General features: G+C 45.8%; 15 protein-coding genes, 4 tRNA genes and 3 rRNA genes. 2 read left to right on the top strand and 20 right to left on the bottom strand.

The features are described from left to right. Positions 1-94: 94 nt before the first annotated feature. A complete protein-coding gene (locus NYE20_RS03395) occupies positions 95-2,023 on the top strand; it encodes an ABC-F family ATP-binding cassette domain-containing protein (protein ID WP_049140773.1) in 1,929 nt (642 codons plus the stop codon). 230 nt (positions 2,024-2,253) lie between these two features. On the opposite strand, the gene tsaD is transcribed toward NYE20_RS03395, so the two are convergent. The 12 genes from tsaD to NYE20_RS03335 all read right to left on the bottom strand — a co-directional run bounded on the left by tsaD (position 2,254) and on the right by NYE20_RS03335 (position 11,441). Beyond that, entirely contained in the window at positions 2,254-3,294 is a 1,041-nt protein-coding gene (gene tsaD, locus NYE20_RS03390; RefSeq protein WP_161621391.1) for a tRNA (adenosine(37)-N6)-threonylcarbamoyltransferase complex transferase subunit TsaD, read from the bottom strand. Then, complete coding sequence (gene rimI / locus NYE20_RS03385; protein WP_015252683.1) at positions 3,287-3,742, bottom strand: ribosomal protein S18-alanine N-acetyltransferase; 456 nt, start codon at positions 3,740-3,742, stop codon at positions 3,287-3,289. The genes tsaD and rimI overlap by 8 nt, the downstream gene beginning before the upstream one ends. Before the next feature lie 9 nt (positions 3,743-3,751). Then, on the bottom strand, positions 3,752-4,441 hold the full coding sequence (tsaB, locus tag NYE20_RS03380; RefSeq protein WP_161621390.1) for a tRNA (adenosine(37)-N6)-threonylcarbamoyltransferase complex dimerization subunit type 1 TsaB: 690 nt from the start codon (positions 4,439-4,441) through the stop codon (positions 3,752-3,754). Then, a complete protein-coding gene (tsaE, locus tag NYE20_RS03375; protein ID WP_064671829.1) occupies positions 4,422-4,898 on the bottom strand; it encodes a tRNA (adenosine(37)-N6)-threonylcarbamoyltransferase complex ATPase subunit type 1 TsaE in 477 nt (158 codons plus the stop codon). Before tsaE ends, tsaB begins: the two co-directional genes overlap by 20 nt. Positions 4,899-4,912: 14 nt before the next feature. Continuing rightward, positions 4,913-5,890: a thiamine-phosphate kinase gene (thiL, locus tag NYE20_RS03370; protein ID WP_038827695.1), complete on the bottom strand. Its 978-nt coding sequence runs from the start codon at positions 5,888-5,890 to the stop codon at positions 4,913-4,915. A 180-nt stretch (positions 5,891-6,070) separates the two neighbouring features. Then, positions 6,071-6,147, bottom strand: a tRNA-Asp gene (locus tag NYE20_RS03365). A gap of 60 nt (positions 6,148-6,207) precedes the next feature. Beyond that, positions 6,208-6,284 (bottom strand) — tRNA-Met (locus NYE20_RS03360). A gap of 14 nt (positions 6,285-6,298) precedes the next feature. After that, positions 6,299-6,414 (bottom strand): 5S ribosomal RNA (gene rrf, locus NYE20_RS03355). A gap of 54 nt (positions 6,415-6,468) precedes the next feature. After that, a 23S ribosomal RNA gene (locus tag NYE20_RS03350) occupies positions 6,469-9,396 on the bottom strand. A 170-nt stretch (positions 9,397-9,566) separates the two neighbouring features. Then, positions 9,567-11,116: ribosomal RNA gene (locus NYE20_RS03345) — 16S ribosomal RNA — on the bottom strand. The 16S, 23S and 5S rRNA genes sit together here with 4 tRNA genes alongside, the layout of an rRNA operon. 160 nt (positions 11,117-11,276) lie before the next feature. Beyond that, positions 11,277-11,350, bottom strand: a tRNA-Gly gene (locus NYE20_RS03340). A 14-nt stretch (positions 11,351-11,364) separates the two neighbouring features. After that, positions 11,365-11,441: transfer RNA gene (locus NYE20_RS03335), tRNA-Arg, on the bottom strand. A gap of 327 nt (positions 11,442-11,768) precedes the next feature. Here NYE20_RS03335 and NYE20_RS03330 point away from each other — a divergent pair. Continuing rightward, entirely contained in the window at positions 11,769-12,623 is an 855-nt protein-coding gene (locus NYE20_RS03330; RefSeq protein WP_021481617.1) for a manganese catalase family protein, read from the top strand. A gap of 58 nt (positions 12,624-12,681) precedes the next feature. Here the strand turns inward: NYE20_RS03330 and gmuG are convergent, their stop codons facing one another. The 8 genes from gmuG to NYE20_RS03290 form a co-directional block, all read right to left on the bottom strand. After that, positions 12,682-13,770 carry a mannan endo-1,4-beta-mannosidase gene (gene gmuG / locus NYE20_RS03325; protein ID WP_064672009.1) on the bottom strand — a complete coding sequence of 363 codons (1,089 nt, stop codon included), beginning with the start codon at positions 13,768-13,770 and terminating at the stop codon, positions 12,682-12,684. A gap of 18 nt (positions 13,771-13,788) precedes the next feature. Then, positions 13,789-14,736, bottom strand: coding sequence for a mannose-6-phosphate isomerase, class I (manA, locus tag NYE20_RS03320; protein ID WP_064672008.1), 948 nt, complete (start codon positions 14,734-14,736; stop codon positions 13,789-13,791). Then, positions 14,733-15,632, bottom strand: coding sequence for a fructokinase GmuE (gene gmuE / locus NYE20_RS03315; RefSeq protein WP_064672007.1), 900 nt, complete (start codon positions 15,630-15,632; stop codon positions 14,733-14,735). Before gmuE ends, manA begins: the two co-directional genes overlap by 4 nt. Positions 15,633-15,660: 28 nt before the next feature. Further along, positions 15,661-16,374 (bottom strand): transcriptional regulator GmuR, encoded by a 714-nt coding sequence (gene gmuR / locus NYE20_RS03310; RefSeq protein ID WP_032727116.1) that lies wholly within the window; start codon positions 16,372-16,374, stop codon positions 15,661-15,663. Positions 16,375-16,522: 148 nt separating this feature from the next. Further along, complete coding sequence (gene gmuD / locus NYE20_RS03305) at positions 16,523-17,920, bottom strand: 6-phospho-beta-glucosidase GmuD (protein WP_161621389.1); 1,398 nt, start codon at positions 17,918-17,920, stop codon at positions 16,523-16,525. A gap of 17 nt (positions 17,921-17,937) precedes the next feature. Beyond that, the gene (gene celB, locus NYE20_RS03300; protein WP_003244271.1) at positions 17,938-19,266 is read right to left on the bottom strand and encodes a PTS cellobiose transporter subunit IIC; all 1,329 of its coding nucleotides are present in this window, start codon (positions 19,264-19,266) and stop codon (positions 17,938-17,940) included. A gap of 18 nt (positions 19,267-19,284) precedes the next feature. Beyond that, positions 19,285-19,617 (bottom strand): PTS lactose/cellobiose transporter subunit IIA, encoded by a 333-nt coding sequence (locus NYE20_RS03295; protein WP_021481624.1) that lies wholly within the window; start codon positions 19,615-19,617, stop codon positions 19,285-19,287. Beyond that, positions 19,617-19,928 (bottom strand): PTS sugar transporter subunit IIB, encoded by a 312-nt coding sequence (locus tag NYE20_RS03290; RefSeq protein ID WP_014112863.1) that lies wholly within the window; start codon positions 19,926-19,928, stop codon positions 19,617-19,619. The genes NYE20_RS03295 and NYE20_RS03290 overlap by 1 nt, the downstream gene beginning before the upstream one ends. Position 19,929 lies beyond the last annotated feature (1 nt).

The following is a 19,929-nucleotide window of genomic DNA, read 5'->3' as shown; positions in this document are numbered from 1 at the left end:
ATTTTCTTCTCTATGTCTTATATGGCCAATGTATTGTTTGCTGACTTCTGGTTCATAAGCTACACTTAACTTATTATAGCAGAGGTGAAATAATATGATGATCTTACAAGTTAATCAGCTGTCCAAATCGTTTGGTGCTGATACTATTTTAAACAATATAAAGCTGGAAGTCAGAAATCGTGATCGCATCGCCATTGTAGGAAGAAATGGCGCCGGAAAATCCACGCTCCTTAAAATTATCGCAGGCCAGCTTTCGTATGAAAAGGGCGAAATTATTAAACCGAAAGATATTACAATGGGATATCTCGCCCAGCATACTGGCTTGGATTCTAAGCTTACCATAAAAGAAGAGCTGCTGACTGTTTTTGACCACTTAAAAGCAATGGAAAAGGAAATGCGGGCTATGGAAGAAAAAATGGCGGCAGCTGACCCGGGTGAATTAGAAAGCATCATGAAAACCTACGACCGCCTTCAGCAGGAATTCAAAGATAAAGGCGGCTATCAATATGAAGCGGATGTAAGATCTGTGCTGCATGGTCTCGGCTTCAGCCATTTTGACGATTCTACACAGGTTCAAAGCCTTAGCGGAGGCCAGAAAACAAGACTGGCTTTAGGTAAGCTTCTGTTAACACAGCCTGATTTGCTCATTCTCGATGAGCCGACAAACCATCTGGATATTGATACGCTTACTTGGCTTGAGCATTATTTACAAGGCTATTCAGGCGCCATTCTCATCGTTTCGCATGACCGCTACTTTTTGGACAAAGTAGTAAACCAGGTATACGAGGTATCAAGAGCAGAAAGCAAAAAGTATCACGGCAACTACAGCGCTTATCTCGACCAAAAAGCCGCGCAGTATGAAAAAGATCTGAAAATGTATGAAAAGCAGCAGGACGAAATTGCAAAGCTGCAGGACTTCGTAGACCGAAATCTGGCGAGAGCCTCTACCACCAAAAGGGCGCAAAGCCGCAGAAAGCAGCTGGAGCGAATGGAAGTCATGTCAAAACCGCTTGGCGATGAAAAATCCGCAAACTTTCATTTTGATATTACAAAACAGAGCGGAAATGAAGTCCTTCGTGTTCATGATCTCACAATCAGCTATGAAAACCAGCCGCCGCTTTTAACAGAAGTGTCATTCATGCTCACAAGAGGAGAAAGCGCAGCGCTTGTCGGCCCTAACGGAATTGGTAAATCGACATTACTGAAAACATTGATAGACACCCTAAAACCAGATCAAGGAACGATCTCATACGGCTCAAATGTCAGTGTCGGCTATTATGATCAGGAACAGGCTGAGCTGACTTCCTCTAAACGTGTCCTTGATGAGCTGTGGGACGAGTACCCCGGGCTCCCAGAAAAAGAAATCAGAACGTGTCTCGGAAATTTCTTATTCTCCGGAGATGATGTGCTGAAACCAGTTCATTCACTGAGCGGAGGCGAAAAAGCAAGATTGGCTCTAGCTAAGCTGATGCTTCAAAAAGCCAACTTTCTCATCCTTGATGAACCGACGAACCATCTGGATTTAGACAGCAAAGAAGTTCTCGAAAACGCGCTGATTGATTATCCAGGCACACTGTTATTTGTCTCACATGACAGATATTTTATTAACAGAATCGCCACAAGAGTATTGGAGCTTTCTTCAAGCCATATAGAGGAGTATCTGGGAGATTACGATTATTATACAGAGAAAAAAACAGAGCAGCTTGAATTGGAGAAAATAAATCAGCAAGAGGAAACTGAAAAAACGCCAGCTACAGTGAAGTCTGACTCCAAACGTTCCTACGAGGAAGAAAAAGAATGGAAAAAGAAAGAGCGCCAACGACTCCGTCGGATTGAAGAAATTGAAACCACTGTTCAAACCATTGAAGAAAACATCAGCCGCAATGATGAATTGCTATGTGACCCTGAAGTCTATCAGGATCATGAAAAAGTACAAGCTATCCATGCAGACAATGAGAAGCTTAATCAGGAGCTGGAATCTCTTTTGTCCGAATGGGAAGAACTATCCACAGAAGAAGATTAAAAAAGTCAAGCACCTCTTTTTAGAGGTGCTTTTTATCCACAGAACATACCCTAATAAGCAAAACAAAGTAAGCGCTTTATACACAATATCCACAAAATATTCTGAATTTATCCACTTTATTAACAGCGACTTCAGCCCTTTATCCATCTATATCTCTATAATTACTCACAGACATGTGGATAAATTGTGAATTATCTGTTAATAACAAACAGATAAAAAGTCTCACGCTATTATCTCGTGAGACTTTGATAAGAAGTCAATTCAAGGCCGGGCTGGCCATTCATATCATACGCACCGCGAATTCCTTTTTCAAAAGCAATTGTACCAGCAGCAGCAATCATCGCAGCATTATCCGTGCATAAAGCTAATGGAGGAATGACAAGCGTAATCCCTTCATGCTGGGCAAATTCCTTTTCTAATGCAGCTCTGAGGCCTCTGTTTGCAGCTACTCCTCCGGCTAAAAGGACCTGTTTGACATCATATTCCTTTGCCGCGCGCGCCGTTTTGGTGACCAAGACATCGATCACACTATTTTGGAAGCTGGCAGACAAATCTTCCGGAGCAATCTCTTGCCCTTTTTGGGATGCATTATGAAGCGTATTGATCACCGCAGACTTCAATCCGCTAAAGCTGAAGTTGTAAGAGCCTTCTTCAAGCCATGCGCGAGGAAGCGGAATATTGTCATTCCCTTTTTCAGCTAGCTTGTCAATTTGCGGTCCACCCGGATATGGCAATCCCATCGTCCGCGCCACTTTGTCGTAGGCTTCTCCTGCCGCATCATCAAGGGTTTCCCCAATGACTTCAAATGATCCATGTTCCTTCATATAAACCAGTTCTGTATGGCCTCCTGAAACGACCAATGCCAGTGCCGGGAACACGATGTCTTCTACAAGACGGTTCGCGTATATATGACCGGCTATATGATGAACGCCTACTAACGGAATGTTATGTGCAAAGCTCAATGCTTTAGCGGCATTCACTCCAATAAGAAGCGCCCCCACCAGTCCCGGACCTTCTGTTACTGCAATCGCATCAATATCACTATACGTCATGCCAGCTTTGCGAAACGCCTCTTCTATAACCAAAGTGATTTGTTCAACATGATGTCTTGAAGCAATTTCCGGAACAACGCCTCCGAAGCGCTTATGGCTTTCAATTTGAGAGGCTACTACGTTTGAAATGATCTCTTTCCCGTTTTTCACAATAGCTGCAGCAGTCTCATCACAGCTTGTTTCAATTCCTAATACGTACATGTCTTTTTGCTCATTCATTTATCGTCACCCACATAATTAACGCATCTTCCCCGTTATCAGTATAATAGTTCTTTCTTATTCCGCCGGGCTGCATCCCGAATTTCTTATATAAGCCTTGAGCAGGATGATTCGAAACCCTCACTTCAAGCGAAAGCCGCCTTGCGTCTTTTTCTTTGCACAGTTCAACAGCTGAGCGAAAAAGCGTTTCTCCTAAAGACTGGCCGCGATACTCTGGTTTTATCGCTATATTTGTAATCTGGGCATCATCCATCACAATCCAAATCCCGCAATACCCAACAACATGGCCGTCCTTTTCAATCACGAGATAATGAGCATACGGATTTTCCAGCAGCTCATGATAAAACGAATCCTTCGTCCAAGGAGACGTAAAGGAGGATGCTTCGATTTCGTATACGTGATCTATATCTTCAAGCCGCATATTTCTGACCGCTGCTTTTGTTTTCATCCTATCACCCTACTTTTGACTTTCAATCCATTTCGCTTCAGCTTCTGCCAGCCGCAAGTAATCCGGGACAAGCCCATGAACATCAGCTGCTTCCTTTTCCTTCCCGAGAAAAGCCAATTCTGAAGGACGCGGGTTATGCTGGGCAGCAGTTCCAATGAATCCTTTTGTTCTAAGAACATCCTTTATCATTTGCTTGTGAATAGAAGTGTCATGACCTAAAAACAAAACAGGACGATCCTTTTCTTTTAGCATCTCCAGCCAATCTGCCAGCATCACATTTTGATCTGGAACAGCTTGCTCTAAAAGTCCATTTTTATATTGATACAGACCTGTGTACACCTGTCCCCGTCTAGCATCAAAGATTGGGCTGATCAGACCGTCAAAATGCCGGCCATTTGCCGCAAGCGTCTCAAGACTTGATACAGCACTTATTGGAATGTCTAAAGACCAGGCAAGTGTTTTAGCCAACGTCACACCTATTCTTACTCCTGTGTATGAACCAGGGCCTTTTGCAACGACAATTTTAGAAAGGTCCTGCGGTGCCATATCACAATCATTCAGCAATGAATGAACAGCAGGCATCGCTCTTACAGAGTGGTTCTTTTTCAAATATGTAATGTATTCTGCTATAACAGTGTCTTCTCGAAGCAGCGCAATGCCCAATGTATAATTTGATGTATCAATTGCTAATATTGTCATGTCTACTTAACTCCTCACAAAGCATTTCATACCGATTCCCGACAGCAGTAAAGGTAATTTCCCGCTCATCATCACCAGCTCTTTTGATGACAATTTGCAGTCGCTCCTGCGGCAGCTGTTCTTCAATTAAATGAGCCCATTCAACGAGACAGACACCTTGTCCGTGAAAATATTCATCAAGTCCCAAATCTTCACTTTCATCTTCCATTCTATACACATCCATATGATAAAGAGGAAGTACGCCATCGTTATATTCTTTTATAATTGTAAAAGTCGGACTGTTTACAATACGTGTAATTCCCAGCCCTTCTGCAAAACCTTTCGTAAAAGTCGTTTTTCCTGCACCTAAATCGCCCTCTAATGTCAGGACGTCTCCCGGTTTAGCAAACGATGCCGTCAGCTTGGCAATTGCTTTTGTTTCTTCTGGATTTACAGTTCTCCATTTTAATTGCTTCACACGAGTCACCCGTCTTATTTAAAATGATTATATCCCTTTTTCTCTAAGATCATTGATGTTTGATCTGTTTTTAGGATCACTTTAGATTTTGTTTTTTCCCTGACATGGCCAATCTTTGTAATGGGAAGTTGACGTGCTGCGCACTGCTGCTTCAACACTTCCCACTCCTCTTTTGAAACCGTCCCTGTCAGCTCAAAATCCTCACCGCCAAACAAAGCCCATTCTTTCCAGTTAGGATGAAGCTTAGGTAAATCAGAATGAATTGGAAGCATGCTTTCAACAATTTCAATTGAAACACAGCTGGCTTCTGCAATCTCGTTCAGTTCACTAGCCAATCCGTCACTAACATCATTTAAAGCTGCCCGTTTAAGACTCGAGCATAATCTGCCGACACTTACTCTTGGCTCAGGCCGTTTATGCCTGTGGATAAAGTAATCCGTGTCAATAGAAGAATTTTGAGGATGAGTCTCCTCTAATAATAAAGAAAGTCCTGCTGCAGAAGAACCGATTTCACCGGTTACAAACACAATATCATTCGGTTTTGCTAAGCTGCGCAAACAGGCCTGTCCCTTTTCAATTTCACCGATCACAGTGACTGTAACGACTAATTTGTCAGCGGTAGAAACTGTATCGCCGCCAATCAGATCCATATGATATAGTTTCGCCAGTTCATTCATTCCTTCATACATCGCCTTGATTTCAGATTCAGTCCATTTTGAAGGTACCGCAAGTGATACCAGATAAAACTTAGGAATGCCTCCCATCGCGGCAATATCACTTATATTAACGGCTAACGCCTTATACCCGATATCTTCAGGTGAGGAATAGTGTAATTTGAAGTGCACGTCTTCTACCATAGTATCAACACAAACAATTTCCTGAACGCCGTGTTTCGCAGTGTAGAGCGCTGCATCATCACCTATTCCTACATCAACGGAAGAATGGTGAATGGTCCGCGGAGTAATGCTATGTATCAAATCAAATTCATCCATGAACCAAAATCTCCTTTCACCCCTGCATATGCCTATATGTGCTCTTCCTAGTTTATCGAATTTTGCTGGAATATCCAAGATGTTCCCGATATAAAGAAAGCTTGGCTATGACACCAAGCAGAAGATACAGTAAAAGAAAACACAAAAAAAACGAAAACATGATCGTTTCGTTTACATTAATGGCGGTCCGGACGGGACTCGAACCCGCGACCTCCTGCGTGACAGGCAGGCATTCTAACCAACTGAACTACCGGACCATATTTGTATAATATTATTTTAGTTGTACCCTTAGGGCACTCCTTATTTAATCATATATTTGGTTGCGGGGGCAGGATTTGAACCTGCGACCTTCGGGTTATGAGCCCGACGAGCTACCGAACTGCTCCACCCCGCGATGATAAAAGTAATGCTTGGCGGCGTCCTACTCTCACAGGGGGAAACCCCCGACTACCATCGGCGCTGAAGAGCTTAACTTCCGTGTTCGGTATGGGAACGGGTGTGACCTCTTCGCTATCGCCACCAAACAAATTGAGAGTGTTCTCTCAAAACTAGATAACAGGTGTGACATCATTCAAAATATGGTTAAGTCCTCGATCGATTAGTATCTGTCAGCTCCATGTGTCGCCACACTTCCACCTCAGACCTATCAACCTGATCATCTTTCAGGGATCTTACTTCCTTGCGGAATGGGAAATCTCATCTTGAGGGGGGCTTCATGCTTAGATGCTTTCAGCACTTATCCCGTCCGCACATAGCTACCCAGCGATGCCCTTGGCAGAACAACTGGTACACCAGCGGTGCGTCCATCCCGGTCCTCTCGTACTAAGGACAGCTCCTCTCAAATTTCCTGCGCCCGCGACGGATAGGGACCGAACTGTCTCACGACGTTCTGAACCCAGCTCGCGTACCGCTTTAATGGGCGAACAGCCCAACCCTTGGGACCGACTACAGCCCCAGGATGCGATGAGCCGACATCGAGGTGCCAAACCTCCCCGTCGATGTGGACTCTTGGGGGAGATAAGCCTGTTATCCCCGGGGTAGCTTTTATCCGTTGAGCGATGGCCCTTCCATGCGGAACCACCGGATCACTAAGCCCGACTTTCGTCCCTGCTCGACTTGTAGGTCTCGCAGTCAAGCTCCCTTGTGCCTTTACACTCTGCGAATGATTTCCAACCATTCTGAGGGAACCTTTGGGCGCCTCCGTTACCTTTTAGGAGGCGACCGCCCCAGTCAAACTGCCCACCTGACACTGTCTCCCCGCCCGATAAGGGCGGCGGGTTAGAAGGTCAATACAGCCAGGGTAGTATCCCACCGATGCCTCCACCGAAGCTGGCGCTCCGGTTTCCAAGGCTCCTACCTATCCTGTACAAGCTGTACCAACATTCAATATCAGGCTGCAGTAAAGCTCCACGGGGTCTTTCCGTCCTGTCGCGGGTAACCTGCATCTTCACAGGTACTATAATTTCACCGAGTCTCTCGTTGAGACAGTGCCCAGATCGTTGCGCCTTTCGTGCGGGTCGGAACTTACCCGACAAGGAATTTCGCTACCTTAGGACCGTTATAGTTACGGCCGCCGTTTACTGGGGCTTCAATTCGCACCTTCGCTTACGCTAAGCGCTCCTCTTAACCTTCCAGCACCGGGCAGGCGTCAGCCCCTATACTTCGCCTTACGGCTTCGCAGAGACCTGTGTTTTTGCTAAACAGTCGCCTGGGCCTATTCACTGCGGCTCTCTCGGGCTTGCACCCTAACAGAGCACCCCTTCTCCCGAAGTTACGGGGTCATTTTGCCGAGTTCCTTAACGAGAGTTCTCTCGATCACCTTAGGATTCTCTCCTCGCCTACCTGTGTCGGTTTGCGGTACGGGCACCTCTCACCTCGCTAGAGGCTTTTCTTGGCAGTGTGGAATCAGGAACTTCGCTACTATATTTCGCTCGCCATCACAGCTCAGCCTTATGGGAAACGGATTTGCCTATTTCCCAGCCTAACTGCTTGGACGCGGATATCCAATACCGCGCTTACCCTATCCTCCTGCGTCCCCCCATTGCTCAAATGGTGAGGAGGTGGTACAGGAATATCAACCTGTTGTCCATCGCCTACGCCTTTCGGCCTCGGCTTAGGTCCCGACTAACCCTGAGCGGACGAGCCTTCCTCAGGAAACCTTAGGCATTCGGTGGAGGGGATTCTCACCCCTCTTTCGCTACTCATACCGGCATTCTCACTTCTAAGCGCTCCACCAGTCCTTCCGGTCTGGCTTCACAGCCCTTAGAACGCTCTCCTACCACTGTTCGAAGAACAGTCCGCAGCTTCGGTGATACGTTTAGCCCCGGTACATTTTCGGCGCAGAGTCACTCGACCAGTGAGCTATTACGCACTCTTTAAATGGTGGCTGCTTCTAAGCCAACATCCTGGTTGTCTAAGCAACTCCACATCCTTTTCCACTTAACGTATACTTTGGGACCTTAGCTGGCGGTCTGGGCTGTTTCCCTTTCGACTACGGATCTTATCACTCGCAGTCTGACTCCCAAGGATAAGTCATTGGCATTCGGAGTTTGACTGAATTCGGTAACCCGGTAGGGGCCCCTAGTCCAATCAGTGCTCTACCTCCAAGACTCTTACCTTGAGGCTAGCCCTAAAGCTATTTCGGAGAGAACCAGCTATCTCCAGGTTCGATTGGCATTTCACCCCTACCCACACCTCATCCCCGCACTTTTCAACGTGCGTGGGTTCGGGCCTCCATTCAGTGTTACCTGAACTTCACCCTGGACATGGGTAGATCACCTGGTTTCGGGTCTACGACCACGTACTCATGCGCCCTATTCAGACTCGCTTTCGCTGCGGCTCCGCATCTTCTGCTTAACCTTGCACGGGATCGTAACTCGCCGGTTCATTCTACAAAAGGCACGCCATCACCCGTTAACGGGCTCTGACTACTTGTAGGCACACGGTTTCAGGATCTCTTTCACTCCCCTTCCGGGGTGCTTTTCACCTTTCCCTCACGGTACTGGTTCACTATCGGTCACTAGGGAGTATTTAGCCTTGGGAGATGGTCCTCCCGGATTCCGACGGAATTTCACGTGTTCCGCCGTACTCAGGATCCACTCAGGAGAGAACGAAGTTTTGACTACAGGGCTGTTACCTCCTATGGCGGGCCTTTCCAGACCTCTTCATCTACCTCGTTCTTTTGTAACTCCGTACAGAGTGTCCTACAACCCCAAGAGGCAAGCCTCTTGGTTTGGGCTAATCCCGTTTCGCTCGCCGCTACTCAGGGAATCGCATTTGCTTTCTCTTCCTCCGGGTACTTAGATGTTTCAGTTCCCCGGGTCTGCCTTCTCATATCCTATGAATTCAGATATGGATACCACTCCATTACGAGTGGTGGGTTTCCCCATTCGGAAATCTCCGGATCAAAGCTTGCTTACAGCTCCCCGAAGCATATCGGTGTTCGTCCCGTCCTTCATCGGCTCCTAGTGCCAAGGCATCCACCGTGCGCCCTTTCTAACTTAACCGTTAAAAAGAATCACTATGTGATATCTTGTGTTACTAATTGAATGTGATGTCTACTGTTATCTAGTTTTCAAAGAACACGTTTCGAAGGAATGATCCTTCAAAACTAAACAAGACAGGGAACGTTCTGTTTATAAGACCCAAGGTCTTATATTCCGTATAATATCCTTAGAAAGGAGGTGATCCAGCCGCACCTTCCGATACGGCTACCTTGTTACGACTTCACCCCAATCATCTGTCCCACCTTCGGCGGCTGGCTCCTAAAAGGTTACCTCACCGACTTCGGGTGTTACAAACTCTCGTGGTGTGACGGGCGGTGTGTACAAGGCCCGGGAACGTATTCACCGCGGCATGCTGATCCGCGATTACTAGCGATTCCAGCTTCACGCAGTCGAGTTGCAGACTGCGATCCGAACTGAGAACAGATTTGTGGGATTGGCTTAACCTCGCGGTTTCGCTGCCCTTTGTTCTGTCCATTGTAGCACGTGTGTAGCCCAGGTCATAAGGGGCATGATGATTTGACGTCATCCCCACCTTCCTCCGGTTTGTCACCGGCAGTCACCTTAGAGTGCCCAACTGAATGCTGGCAACTAAGATCAAGGGTTGCGCTCGTTGCGGGACTTAACCCAACATCTCACGACACGAGCTGACGACAACCATGCACCACCTGTCACTCTGCCCCCGAAGGGGACGTCCTATCTCTAGGATTGTCAGAGGATGTCAAGACCTGGTAAGGTTCTTCGCGTTGCTTCGAATTAAACCACATGCTCCACCGCTTGTGCGGGCCCCCGTCAATTCCTTTGAGTTTCAGTCTTGCGACCGTACTCCCCAGGCGGAGTGCTTAATGCGTTAGCTGCAGCACTAAGGGGCGGAAACCCCCTAACACTTAGCACTCATCGTTTACGGCGTGGACTACCAGGGTATCTAATCCTGTTCGCTCCCCACGCTTTCGCTCCTCAGCGTCAGTTACAGACCAGAGAGTCGCCTTCGCCACTGGTGTTCCTCCACATCTCTACGCATTTCACCGCTACACGTGGAATTCCACTCTCCTCTTCTGCACTCAAGTTCCCCAGTTTCCAATGACCCTCCCCGGTTGAGCCGGGGGCTTTCACATCAGACTTAAGAAACCGCCTGCGAGCCCTTTACGCCCAATAATTCCGGACAACGCTTGCCACCTACGTATTACCGCGGCTGCTGGCACGTAGTTAGCCGTGGCTTTCTGGTTAGGTACCGTCAAGGTACCGCCCTATTCGAACGGTACTTGTTCTTCCCTAACAACAGAGCTTTACGATCCGAAAACCTTCATCACTCACGCGGCGTTGCTCCGTCAGACTTTCGTCCATTGCGGAAGATTCCCTACTGCTGCCTCCCGTAGGAGTCTGGGCCGTGTCTCAGTCCCAGTGTGGCCGATCACCCTCTCAGGTCGGCTACGCATCGTTGCCTTGGTGAGCCGTTACCTCACCAACTAGCTAATGCGCCGCGGGTCCATCTGTAAGTGGTAGCCGAAGCCACCTTTTATGTTTGAACCATGCGGTTCAAACAACCATCCGGTATTAGCCCCGGTTTCCCGGAGTTATCCCAGTCTTACAGGCAGGTTACCCACGTGTTACTCACCCGTCCGCCGCTAACATCAGGGAGCAAGCTCCCATCTGTCCGCTCGACTTGCATGTATTAGGCACGCCGCCAGCGTTCGTCCTGAGCCAGGATCAAACTCTCCGATAAATGGATCACAAGTTAAGTTCACCGCATCCTGCGGCGACACCTGTGTGACCTGCGTCGTGCAGGCCCTAGTTTGACTGACTACGCACATCGCTGTGCGATTTTTAAAAATGAATTAACAGGTACGTTTTGTCTTGTTTAGTTTTCAAAGATCATTCAATAATGGAGCGGGTGATGAGAATCGAACTCACGACATCAGCTTGGAAGGCTGAGGTTTTACCACTAAACTACACCCGCGTAAAATCTTGTATTGGCGCGCCCGAGAGGAGTCGAACCCCTAACCTTTTGATCCGTAGTCAAACGCTCTATCCAATTGAGCTACGGGCGCTTATCAAGCGACTTAACTATCATACTATCATTTGATGGTGAAGTCAAGAAGTTTTTTTAAAATGTTTTTTCGAATCTTTTTCAATTCGACTTTTCTTATTATACACATTTTTAAAATCTTGTAAACACCTTAGAAAAACTTTTTTTGTTTTTCGTTTTGTTTCACGCTGTTCATCAGCGACGTTTAATAATATACCATGCCTGTTTTATTTGGTCAACACTTTTTCTGTATTTTTTTATTCTCTTCTTTCACCCCTTCTCATGTATATATTTTATCTCATCTTACAAATAATATAAGAAAATCTCTTAAGAAGAAATGAGGCGTGTTATGTATTACTACAAAGAGGAACTGATTAATATCATTAAACCGGACAAACCAGACCCGGCAGCTGCTAAGGTCCTGCAGGAGATATTAGGCGGTCATTACGGAGAAATGCGTACAATGATGCAGTTTTTTTTCCAAAGCTCTAATTTCAGAGGAAAGCAGAAACAGTACCGCGATCTGCTTCGCGGCATTTTTTTAGAGGAGATTGCCCACGTTGAACTGGTTCAAAACACAATCAATGCTTTATTAGATGAATCAGGCGGTGAAGGTGTCGGCAGTCAAGGTGCAGATCAAGCACCACTTAATGAAGCCGTTAAACATGCTAATCCTCATCATTATATTATTGGTGCGCAAAGTTCCCTTCCCGTTGATGCAGGGGGCAATCCGTGGAACGGGTCGTGGGTGTATAACCACGGAAACTTAATTACTGACCTGCTGGATAACCTGCTTCTTGAGTCGACAGGTGTGCTGCAAAAAACAAGAATTTATGAAATGAGCTCTAATCAGACGTTCCGCGAAACACTTGCTTTTCTGATTGTACGCGACAATGCTCACCAGAATGCATTCGCGAAAGCGCTCGAGACATTGGGCGTTGAGTGGGCGAAGCTCCTCCCTGTACCGAATTATGACATTAATAAATATCCTGAGTGCAGAAAGTATGTCGAATTAGGCTACCATAATGCACAGTTTAACTTTAGGTTGGATGAAACGAGAATCGGTGAAATCTATCAAGGGAAATCTCCAAGCCGAAATGGCGGAGAGTTGCAAGTAATAGATCCTCCGGCAGGGTTTCCCGTACCAGTGCTTCCTGAAATACCAAATGAACACAGTCCTGGGTTAGGCGATATGAATGCTTAATCCAGTGGGAAGGTGCTCAAGAAACTTCTTGAGCACCTTCTTATTGTACATTACTGATTCATTCAACGATTGGCGTTAAAGAATCGCCGTTCCATATTTCTCCCTTATTGAGTGTCCAGCTGTCATGATATAAAGCCGAAGCACCCTTGTTTACAGCTGGGCTCCATTCATCATTCCATGCCAGAAAGTAAATGGTTTTAGGATATTTTTGTTTTATAGCATTGATGAACAGGCTGTAATCGAAGCTGCCGTTTGCTGTTTGCGGGCCGACTTCTGTAAAAGCAAATGGTTTATTAAGCGTTGTTAGCTGATCGTATCCATTGATCGAGTAGGCATCTTGAAAATACGCATCTAATCCGACAATATCCACGTAAGACGCGCCCGGGTAAAAATCAGTTTTAAAATCTCGGTTGGCGTCGGGAGAGTAAACCCAAATCAAATGATCAAGTCCTCTTGTGTCGGTCATATAATGATAGATTTTCTTGTAGAGCTGTTTATATAGAGAGATTCTTTCATTATCCTTTTGGTTATATGATGTAAGTCCCCACCAAAACCATTCGCCGTTCATTTCATGCAGCGGCCTGAACAGAACAGGCACACCTTGGTTCTCCAGCTCTTGAAGTCCGTCAGCAATTTTGCTGAGCATGGCATTTAGCCGCTTTCCTTCTGCTGTTGAAGAATCTAGTATTTTTTTATACTGATCATTTGTAATCGGTGTTTTAAAATGCCCTGACTGAAAAGCAGGGTTCGCCAGGTGCAAACTGATTTGCGGAATTCCGCCATTTTTCCAATACGACATTAAATCGCTGTTGCAGCTTACATCTATTGAATCTTCAATATTTGCTGTTTCAAGCCATCCTCTGGCATAATCGCAGCCGTAAATAGCAGGCGATTGCCCGGTGGCGCTTCGGATTCTATCAGCCTCAGCCATAGAAAAAGTGTCATGACTGTAACCTCCGAACGCTCCGGAAAGGACTCTGTTTTCCGTTCGGTTCGGCAGGTGCGCAAGCCAGTTCATCACTGCTTTTGTTGTCTGCTGTGCATTAGGATTCACAGGCGACACAGTATGCGCTTCAATTGGTTTTGCTAAAACAGCAGACGCAAGTAAAAATAAAATGAGCAAAGAGATCGTATGTTTCTTAAACAAATGCAACTCCCCCATTCATTAAGGATGAGATATCATGAATTCACATGTTCCTTCTATTGAAAACTCGCCAAAATGCGCAGGCAAGACAAAGTGTGAGCCTGCATTGCATTCATACTGACTACCATTATTTATGATTCGTCCTGATCCGCTCAGAACACTCCCCAGCAAATAGGTTTGATATGAAGGAAAAGCAGCTCGGCCGCTAATCTTCCATTTGTACACTGAGAAATAATCTGATTGCACATAAACAGTGATCTCGGCGTTACCAACTTCTTTCACTTCCGGTGTATGCACTTTATCGATATGCGGTATCGTTATGACTTCCATGGCTTTTTCTATATGAAGAGTTCTTTTTTGGCCCTGGTCATTACAGCGGTCATAATCGTATACGCGATACGTTGTATCAGAGTTTTGCTGGATTTCAAGGACAAGGGTTCCCTCACATAAAGCATGGAGTGTACCGCTTGGCACATAAAAGAAATCTCCGGGCTTGATTTTGATTCGCCTCAGCAGCCCGTTCCAATCACCGCTTTCTATTCGTTGTTTGAATTCCTCCTTTGTGCTTGCGTGATGTCCCAAAATCAGTTCGGCGTCATCTTTGCAATCAATGATATACCAGCACTCCGTTTTACCAAGGTCGCCATTTTCATGCAGTTTTGCATAATCATCATCAGGATGGACTTGCACGGAGAGATCCATATTGGCGTCCAGCAGCTTTACCAGCAGCGGAAACACCTTACCATCCGGAAACCCGAATATCTCTGGGTGATCTTGCCATACTTGATCTAGTGTCTTTCCTGCCAGCGGGCCGTTCTTTACAGCCGACGGGCCATGGGCATGTGCAGAAACGGCCCAGCACTCACCTGTTTTTTGTGAGGGTATTGCGTAGCCAAAAGCGTCACGAAGCTTCGTCCCTCCCCATAGTCTTTCTTTAAAGACAGGCTCTAAAAATAATGGATGCGTCATGATCGCACCTCCCCGGATGCTGCCTCTGCTTGTAAGGCCTGATGCGCTAAAACTAGCGTGCCGATGATTCCGGCGTTACTGCCTAAACGTGGAGGTACAATATAATCACTTATATCATCTGATAATTCAGAAAAATCTAAGTAGCTGTTCATGATTTTTGGTACATATTGATAGATATAAGAAAACACTTGTTTCTGTTGCATGACGCCGCCGCCAAGAATGATTTTTTTAGGTGCAAGGATCAAAATATACTGAGCCAGTGCTTGGGCAATATAGTACCCTTCCAGTTCCCAGACTTGGGCTATATCTGATAAATCCGCGGCTTTTTTTCCCCAGCGCGCTTCAATGGCGGGACCGGAAGCCAAGCCTTCAAAGCAATCTCCATGATAAGGACACTTCCCTTGGTATGCGTCATCCGGGTGCCTCCGGATATAAATATGGCCCATCTCTGGGTGCGACAGCCCCTGAAGGAGCCTGCCCCCTACAATTGCGCCCGCACCGATGCCAGTACCAATCGTTATATACAGGCAGCTGTCGAGACCCTTCGCTTCACCGAAAAGGAATTCACCCAGCGCCGCAGCGTTGACATCTGTACTAAATCCGACTGGGATTTTCATTTCGTTCTTAACGGTTTGCAAAAAGGGGTAGTGTCTCCAGCCCGCTTTCGGCGTGGCCATAATGGTACCGTATGTTTGACTGGTTTTATCGTTATCAACGGGACCAAAGGAACCGATGCCGATTGCCTGTAATGAAAATTGGCGAAAATATTGAATTACTTTCTCTATCGTTTCATCCGGCATCTTTGTGGGGAATTCTATTCGGTCAATGATTGTTCCATCTTCCTTACCGACAGCACAAACAATCTTTGTGCCGCCTGCTTCAATACCGCCAAGCATGCAGATGGCCTCCTTGTTGTCTCCGCAATCAGCGCCGTATGTTTACAGAAGTCACAACAAACTTGTCATGCCGATGACGTGAAAAGGAATATTCAAATGGAATGCCGTTATCTAAGAAGCCCACATGTTCAACTTCAAGAATTGGATCATCCTTTTTACAGCCCAGATGCTGCTGGTCAATATGATCAGATTTGCAGGCTCTGATTTTCCGATGTGAGCCGGCGATTTTGAGCTGCAGCACATTTGTAATATGATTGTAGATCGAATCATGAAGGACATCGTCATTAATGCCCGGTATTAAATGAGTCGGCATATATGTTTTTTCCAATACATAGGGTTCACCTTCTACAATTCGCAGCCGAACGACATAATAAACCGGTGTTTTCTGATCAATAGACAAATGGGCGGCCACTTCCTCAGTGGGAAATTGCACTTCAAACTGAATGACCTTGCTTTGGATTTTTTTATCTTTCAGCAAGTTGGTCAATCCGAGAATCTCATTGCTGACTACATGGACATGGTCATCCTGTATTGCAGATTGAATAATAAACGTGCCATGGCCTCGTTTTCTGAACAGCAGACCCTCGGCAACTAAATTATCCAAGGCTCTCTTCATCGTCATGCGGCTTGAGTTAAATTCTTTTGCAAGAGATACTTCATCAGGAATGGGCTGATCGATCGGATATACGTTATTTTTAATTCTATTTCTCATTTCATTTGCAATAATTTCGTATTTATTCATTGGCATCCTCCGGCAGCTGTTAGAGTCTGATATCACATAAGCTTTTACGGATATCATAAGTTCTTTTCCCTATTTCATCAATGTTGCGGATTTTCGTCATCTCTATTCGTTATGATGATTGCCGGAAGATCTTGACCTTTAGGAAAACCTAGAAACCGTGTTGCTCAGCAACCTTTTTGAACCATTTTCCGCTCTTTTTGACGGTTCTTTCTCCGTCTTTCTCAAGATTGACTGATACAAACCCGTATCGGTTTTTATAGGCATTTGTCCAAGACCAGTTGTCCATGAACGTCCATAAGTGATAGCCTTTTACGTTCGAGCCTTCCTGTATGGCGCGGTGAATCCATTTGAGGTGCTCTTTTATAAATTCAATCCGGTAATCATCTTGAATGATGCCTTGTTCATCCCTGAATCGCTCTTCACCTTCAACCCCCATACCGTTTTCAGAGATAAAACACTCGATGTTGCCGTAGTTTTCTTTTAAATTAATCAAAATATCATAAACGCCTTTTTCATAGATCTCCCAGCCGCGATGCGGATTCATTTTGCGGCCCGGCATGACGTAGGAATCAAAATACCTGTCAGGCAAAAAAGGAGCGTCGGGATTCGGAAGATGTTCTTTCGCTTTCACACGTCTCGGCTGGTAATAATTCACTCCCAACAGGTCAACCGTGTTCTTTTTGATGATGTCAAGATCTTCAGCGTTGTAATCTGGCATAAAGCCTTCATGCTTCAAAATGTCAACCAGCTCTTTGGGAAATTCGCCTTTGACAGATGGGTCTAAAAAAGATCTGTTAAAAAACGCGTCTGCGATTTCCCCGGCTTTTACATCCGCCGGATGGCTGCTTCTCGGGTATGATGGAGTCAAATTTAAGATGATACCGATTTTTCCGTCCTGCTCCATCTCCCTGTAAGCCTGAATGGCGCGGGCACTTGATAACATCGTATGAAATCCAACTTGGACGGCCTCTTTAAAGTCGACCTTGTTTGGATAATGAAAATCATATAAGTAGCCGCCTTCTACGGGAACGATTGGTTCATTATGCGTGAACCATTTTTTCACCCGGCCGCCAAACAAACGGAAGCACGTTCTCGCATAGTTTTCATACGCGTCAACCGTCTCTCTGTTGACCCAGCCGCCGATTTTTTGAAGCGCCATCGGCATATCGAAATGAAACAAATTGACAAATGGTTCAATTCCGTTAGCGATCAACTCATCAATGACATTGTTATAGAAATTTGCGGCTTTATCGTTGATCTCGCCCGTTCCGTTTGGTATTAAACGTGACCAGGAAATCGACATCCGGAACGAGTTGTGGCCAAGCTCCTTCATCAGCCTGATATCTTCTTTATAGTTGTCGTAAAATTGGGATGTGTCTGCGGGTCCGACATGATCAAAAAAACGATGCGGTTCTTTTTCAAACCAATAATCCCATATATTCTGGCCTTTTCCGTCTCTGTCGGCGGCACCCTCCGTTTGTGTTGCTGAAGCGGATGATCCCCACCAAAAATCCTTTGGAAAACGATATTGTTCTGTTTGTGCCAAGTCTCTCTCCCCTTATGTCACATTTTTATGCTGTTATCATTTTGCTGAGCAGCTGTCTCCTGCACAGCCTGTTCTTTTTCTTTTGCCAGATTTAATTTATCCATTGCTTTTAGGAACGGAAACCAGATCACGAAGACAATCAGCAGATTGATAAGCTGCATCACGCCCCCCATGATTGAGTTCGTCGCCATGATACCATTAATGAATAATGGAACCGTCCACGGCACTGTCACACCAGTCGGAGGCGGAACGAGCCCTGCTGACATAGCCAGATAGGTGACGAGCGTAACAACCATCGGTGCCAGCACCCAAGGCACAATAATGATCGGATTCATGACAATCGGAAGCCCGAAGATAATCGGTTCGTTGACGTTAAAAATACCGGGAGCGAGGCCAAGTTTTGATACTTGCTTCATCTGCCTGCTTTTCATGAATATGAGAATGGTAAACACAATCGCAAGCGTCATCCCGGTTCCGCCCATCCCTACTGTATAAATCTCCATAAACGGTTTTGAAATAATATGAGGGATTTCTTTTCCCGCCGTGTAAGCAGAAAGGTTTTCTACCTGCAGTGTATTCCAAATCGGGTCCATCACGGAGTTGATAATGATCTGTCCATGCAGTCCGAAAAACCAAAGAATTTGAATGAAAAACACGGCAATAAGCGTCGGAATGATACCGCTTCCAAGTCCGACAAGCGGAGCCTGAATTGCGTGATAAATGACGTCGTGCATATTTGTTTTAAAAAACAGAGTCACCATTACGTTAATCAGCAAAAATACGGTCAATGTGATAAAAGCCGGAATAAGTGCGGCGAATGATTTTGCTACAGCAGGCGGAACGCCGGCTGGCATTTTGATTGTCAGGTTTTTTTGAACGATTCTTCTGTAGATTTCTCCAGAAAGAAATGCCGTAATCATCCCAAGAAACATCCCTTTTGCACCGAGACGATCGACCGGGATAACCCCTGTAATGGCATCTCCTGTTTCTGGCTGAATGATAAATGGCGTTAAGAGCAAAAAGGAAACCAAAGCGATCGCTCCGCCAAATACAGCTTCGACCTGATAGCTTTTTGACAGGTAATAGCCTATCCCGAACACAACAAAGACAGACATAATGCCCATTGTCGCCGTGGAGGCAATGCCGAAATGAGACTGAAACGACGTAAGCATTGAGGCGTTCATGATTTTGTTTAGAAACGGCAAATTCGTTAACACGACAAAAATGGACCCGAATATCGTCAGCGGGAAAGCCAGCATAAATGCATCACGCAGTACTTGCAAATAGCGGTTATTGTTTAACCTCCCTGCAATTGGAACAAGGAATTGGCTGATTTTCTCGAACACCCTATCCACCCCGATTATTTATAGATTCTTGGTTTTAAAGAGATCAAGCATCTCTTTCACTAATTCTTTCATGGATAATGTTGACATCAGATGATCCTCTGCATGCATAAGCAGCAATGAGAAAGCTTGTGCTTCTCCGCCGGATTCCTTCTGTATCATTTGAAAGTGAATGTCATGGGCCGCGGATAAATCCTGCTCAGCCTTGGCAATGAGGGCATCCGCCTCATCCTTGTTCCCTTCTTTGTAGGCGCGCAGTGATTGTATGATGCAGCTGCGGGCATTGCCGCTGTGCAGGATAAGCTGAAAACTGATTTGTTCGTCTGTTAAGTTCGTGATTTTCACCTGTTCCATTATTGATTCTCCATTAAGGACAATGCCTGCTCATACGCTTTTTTCCCATCTGCCATTCCGTAGGCCATCATGTCAATGACTTCAACCCGAATGTTGTATTGATCCGCTTCTTTTTGGAGTTCGCTTTTCAGAAAGCTCATTTGCGGACCGATCAAAACGGCATCCGCTTTTCTCATGTCTTCTTTTGCTTTATCCTGGCCAACAGCCCAAATCTCTGCTTCCTCACCGATAGACTGTGCGTATTCCTTCATTTTTGTCACCAATAAACTGGTAGACATTCCTGAGCTGCACGCGAGTAATATTTTTTTCAAC

This window comes from Bacillus sp. FSL R5-0416 (assembly GCF_037975425.1).
In the GTDB taxonomy this organism is placed as follows: Bacteria; Bacillota; Bacilli; order Bacillales; family Bacillaceae; genus Bacillus; species Bacillus subtilis.
This window is presented reverse-complemented; position numbering and strand designations above follow the sequence as displayed.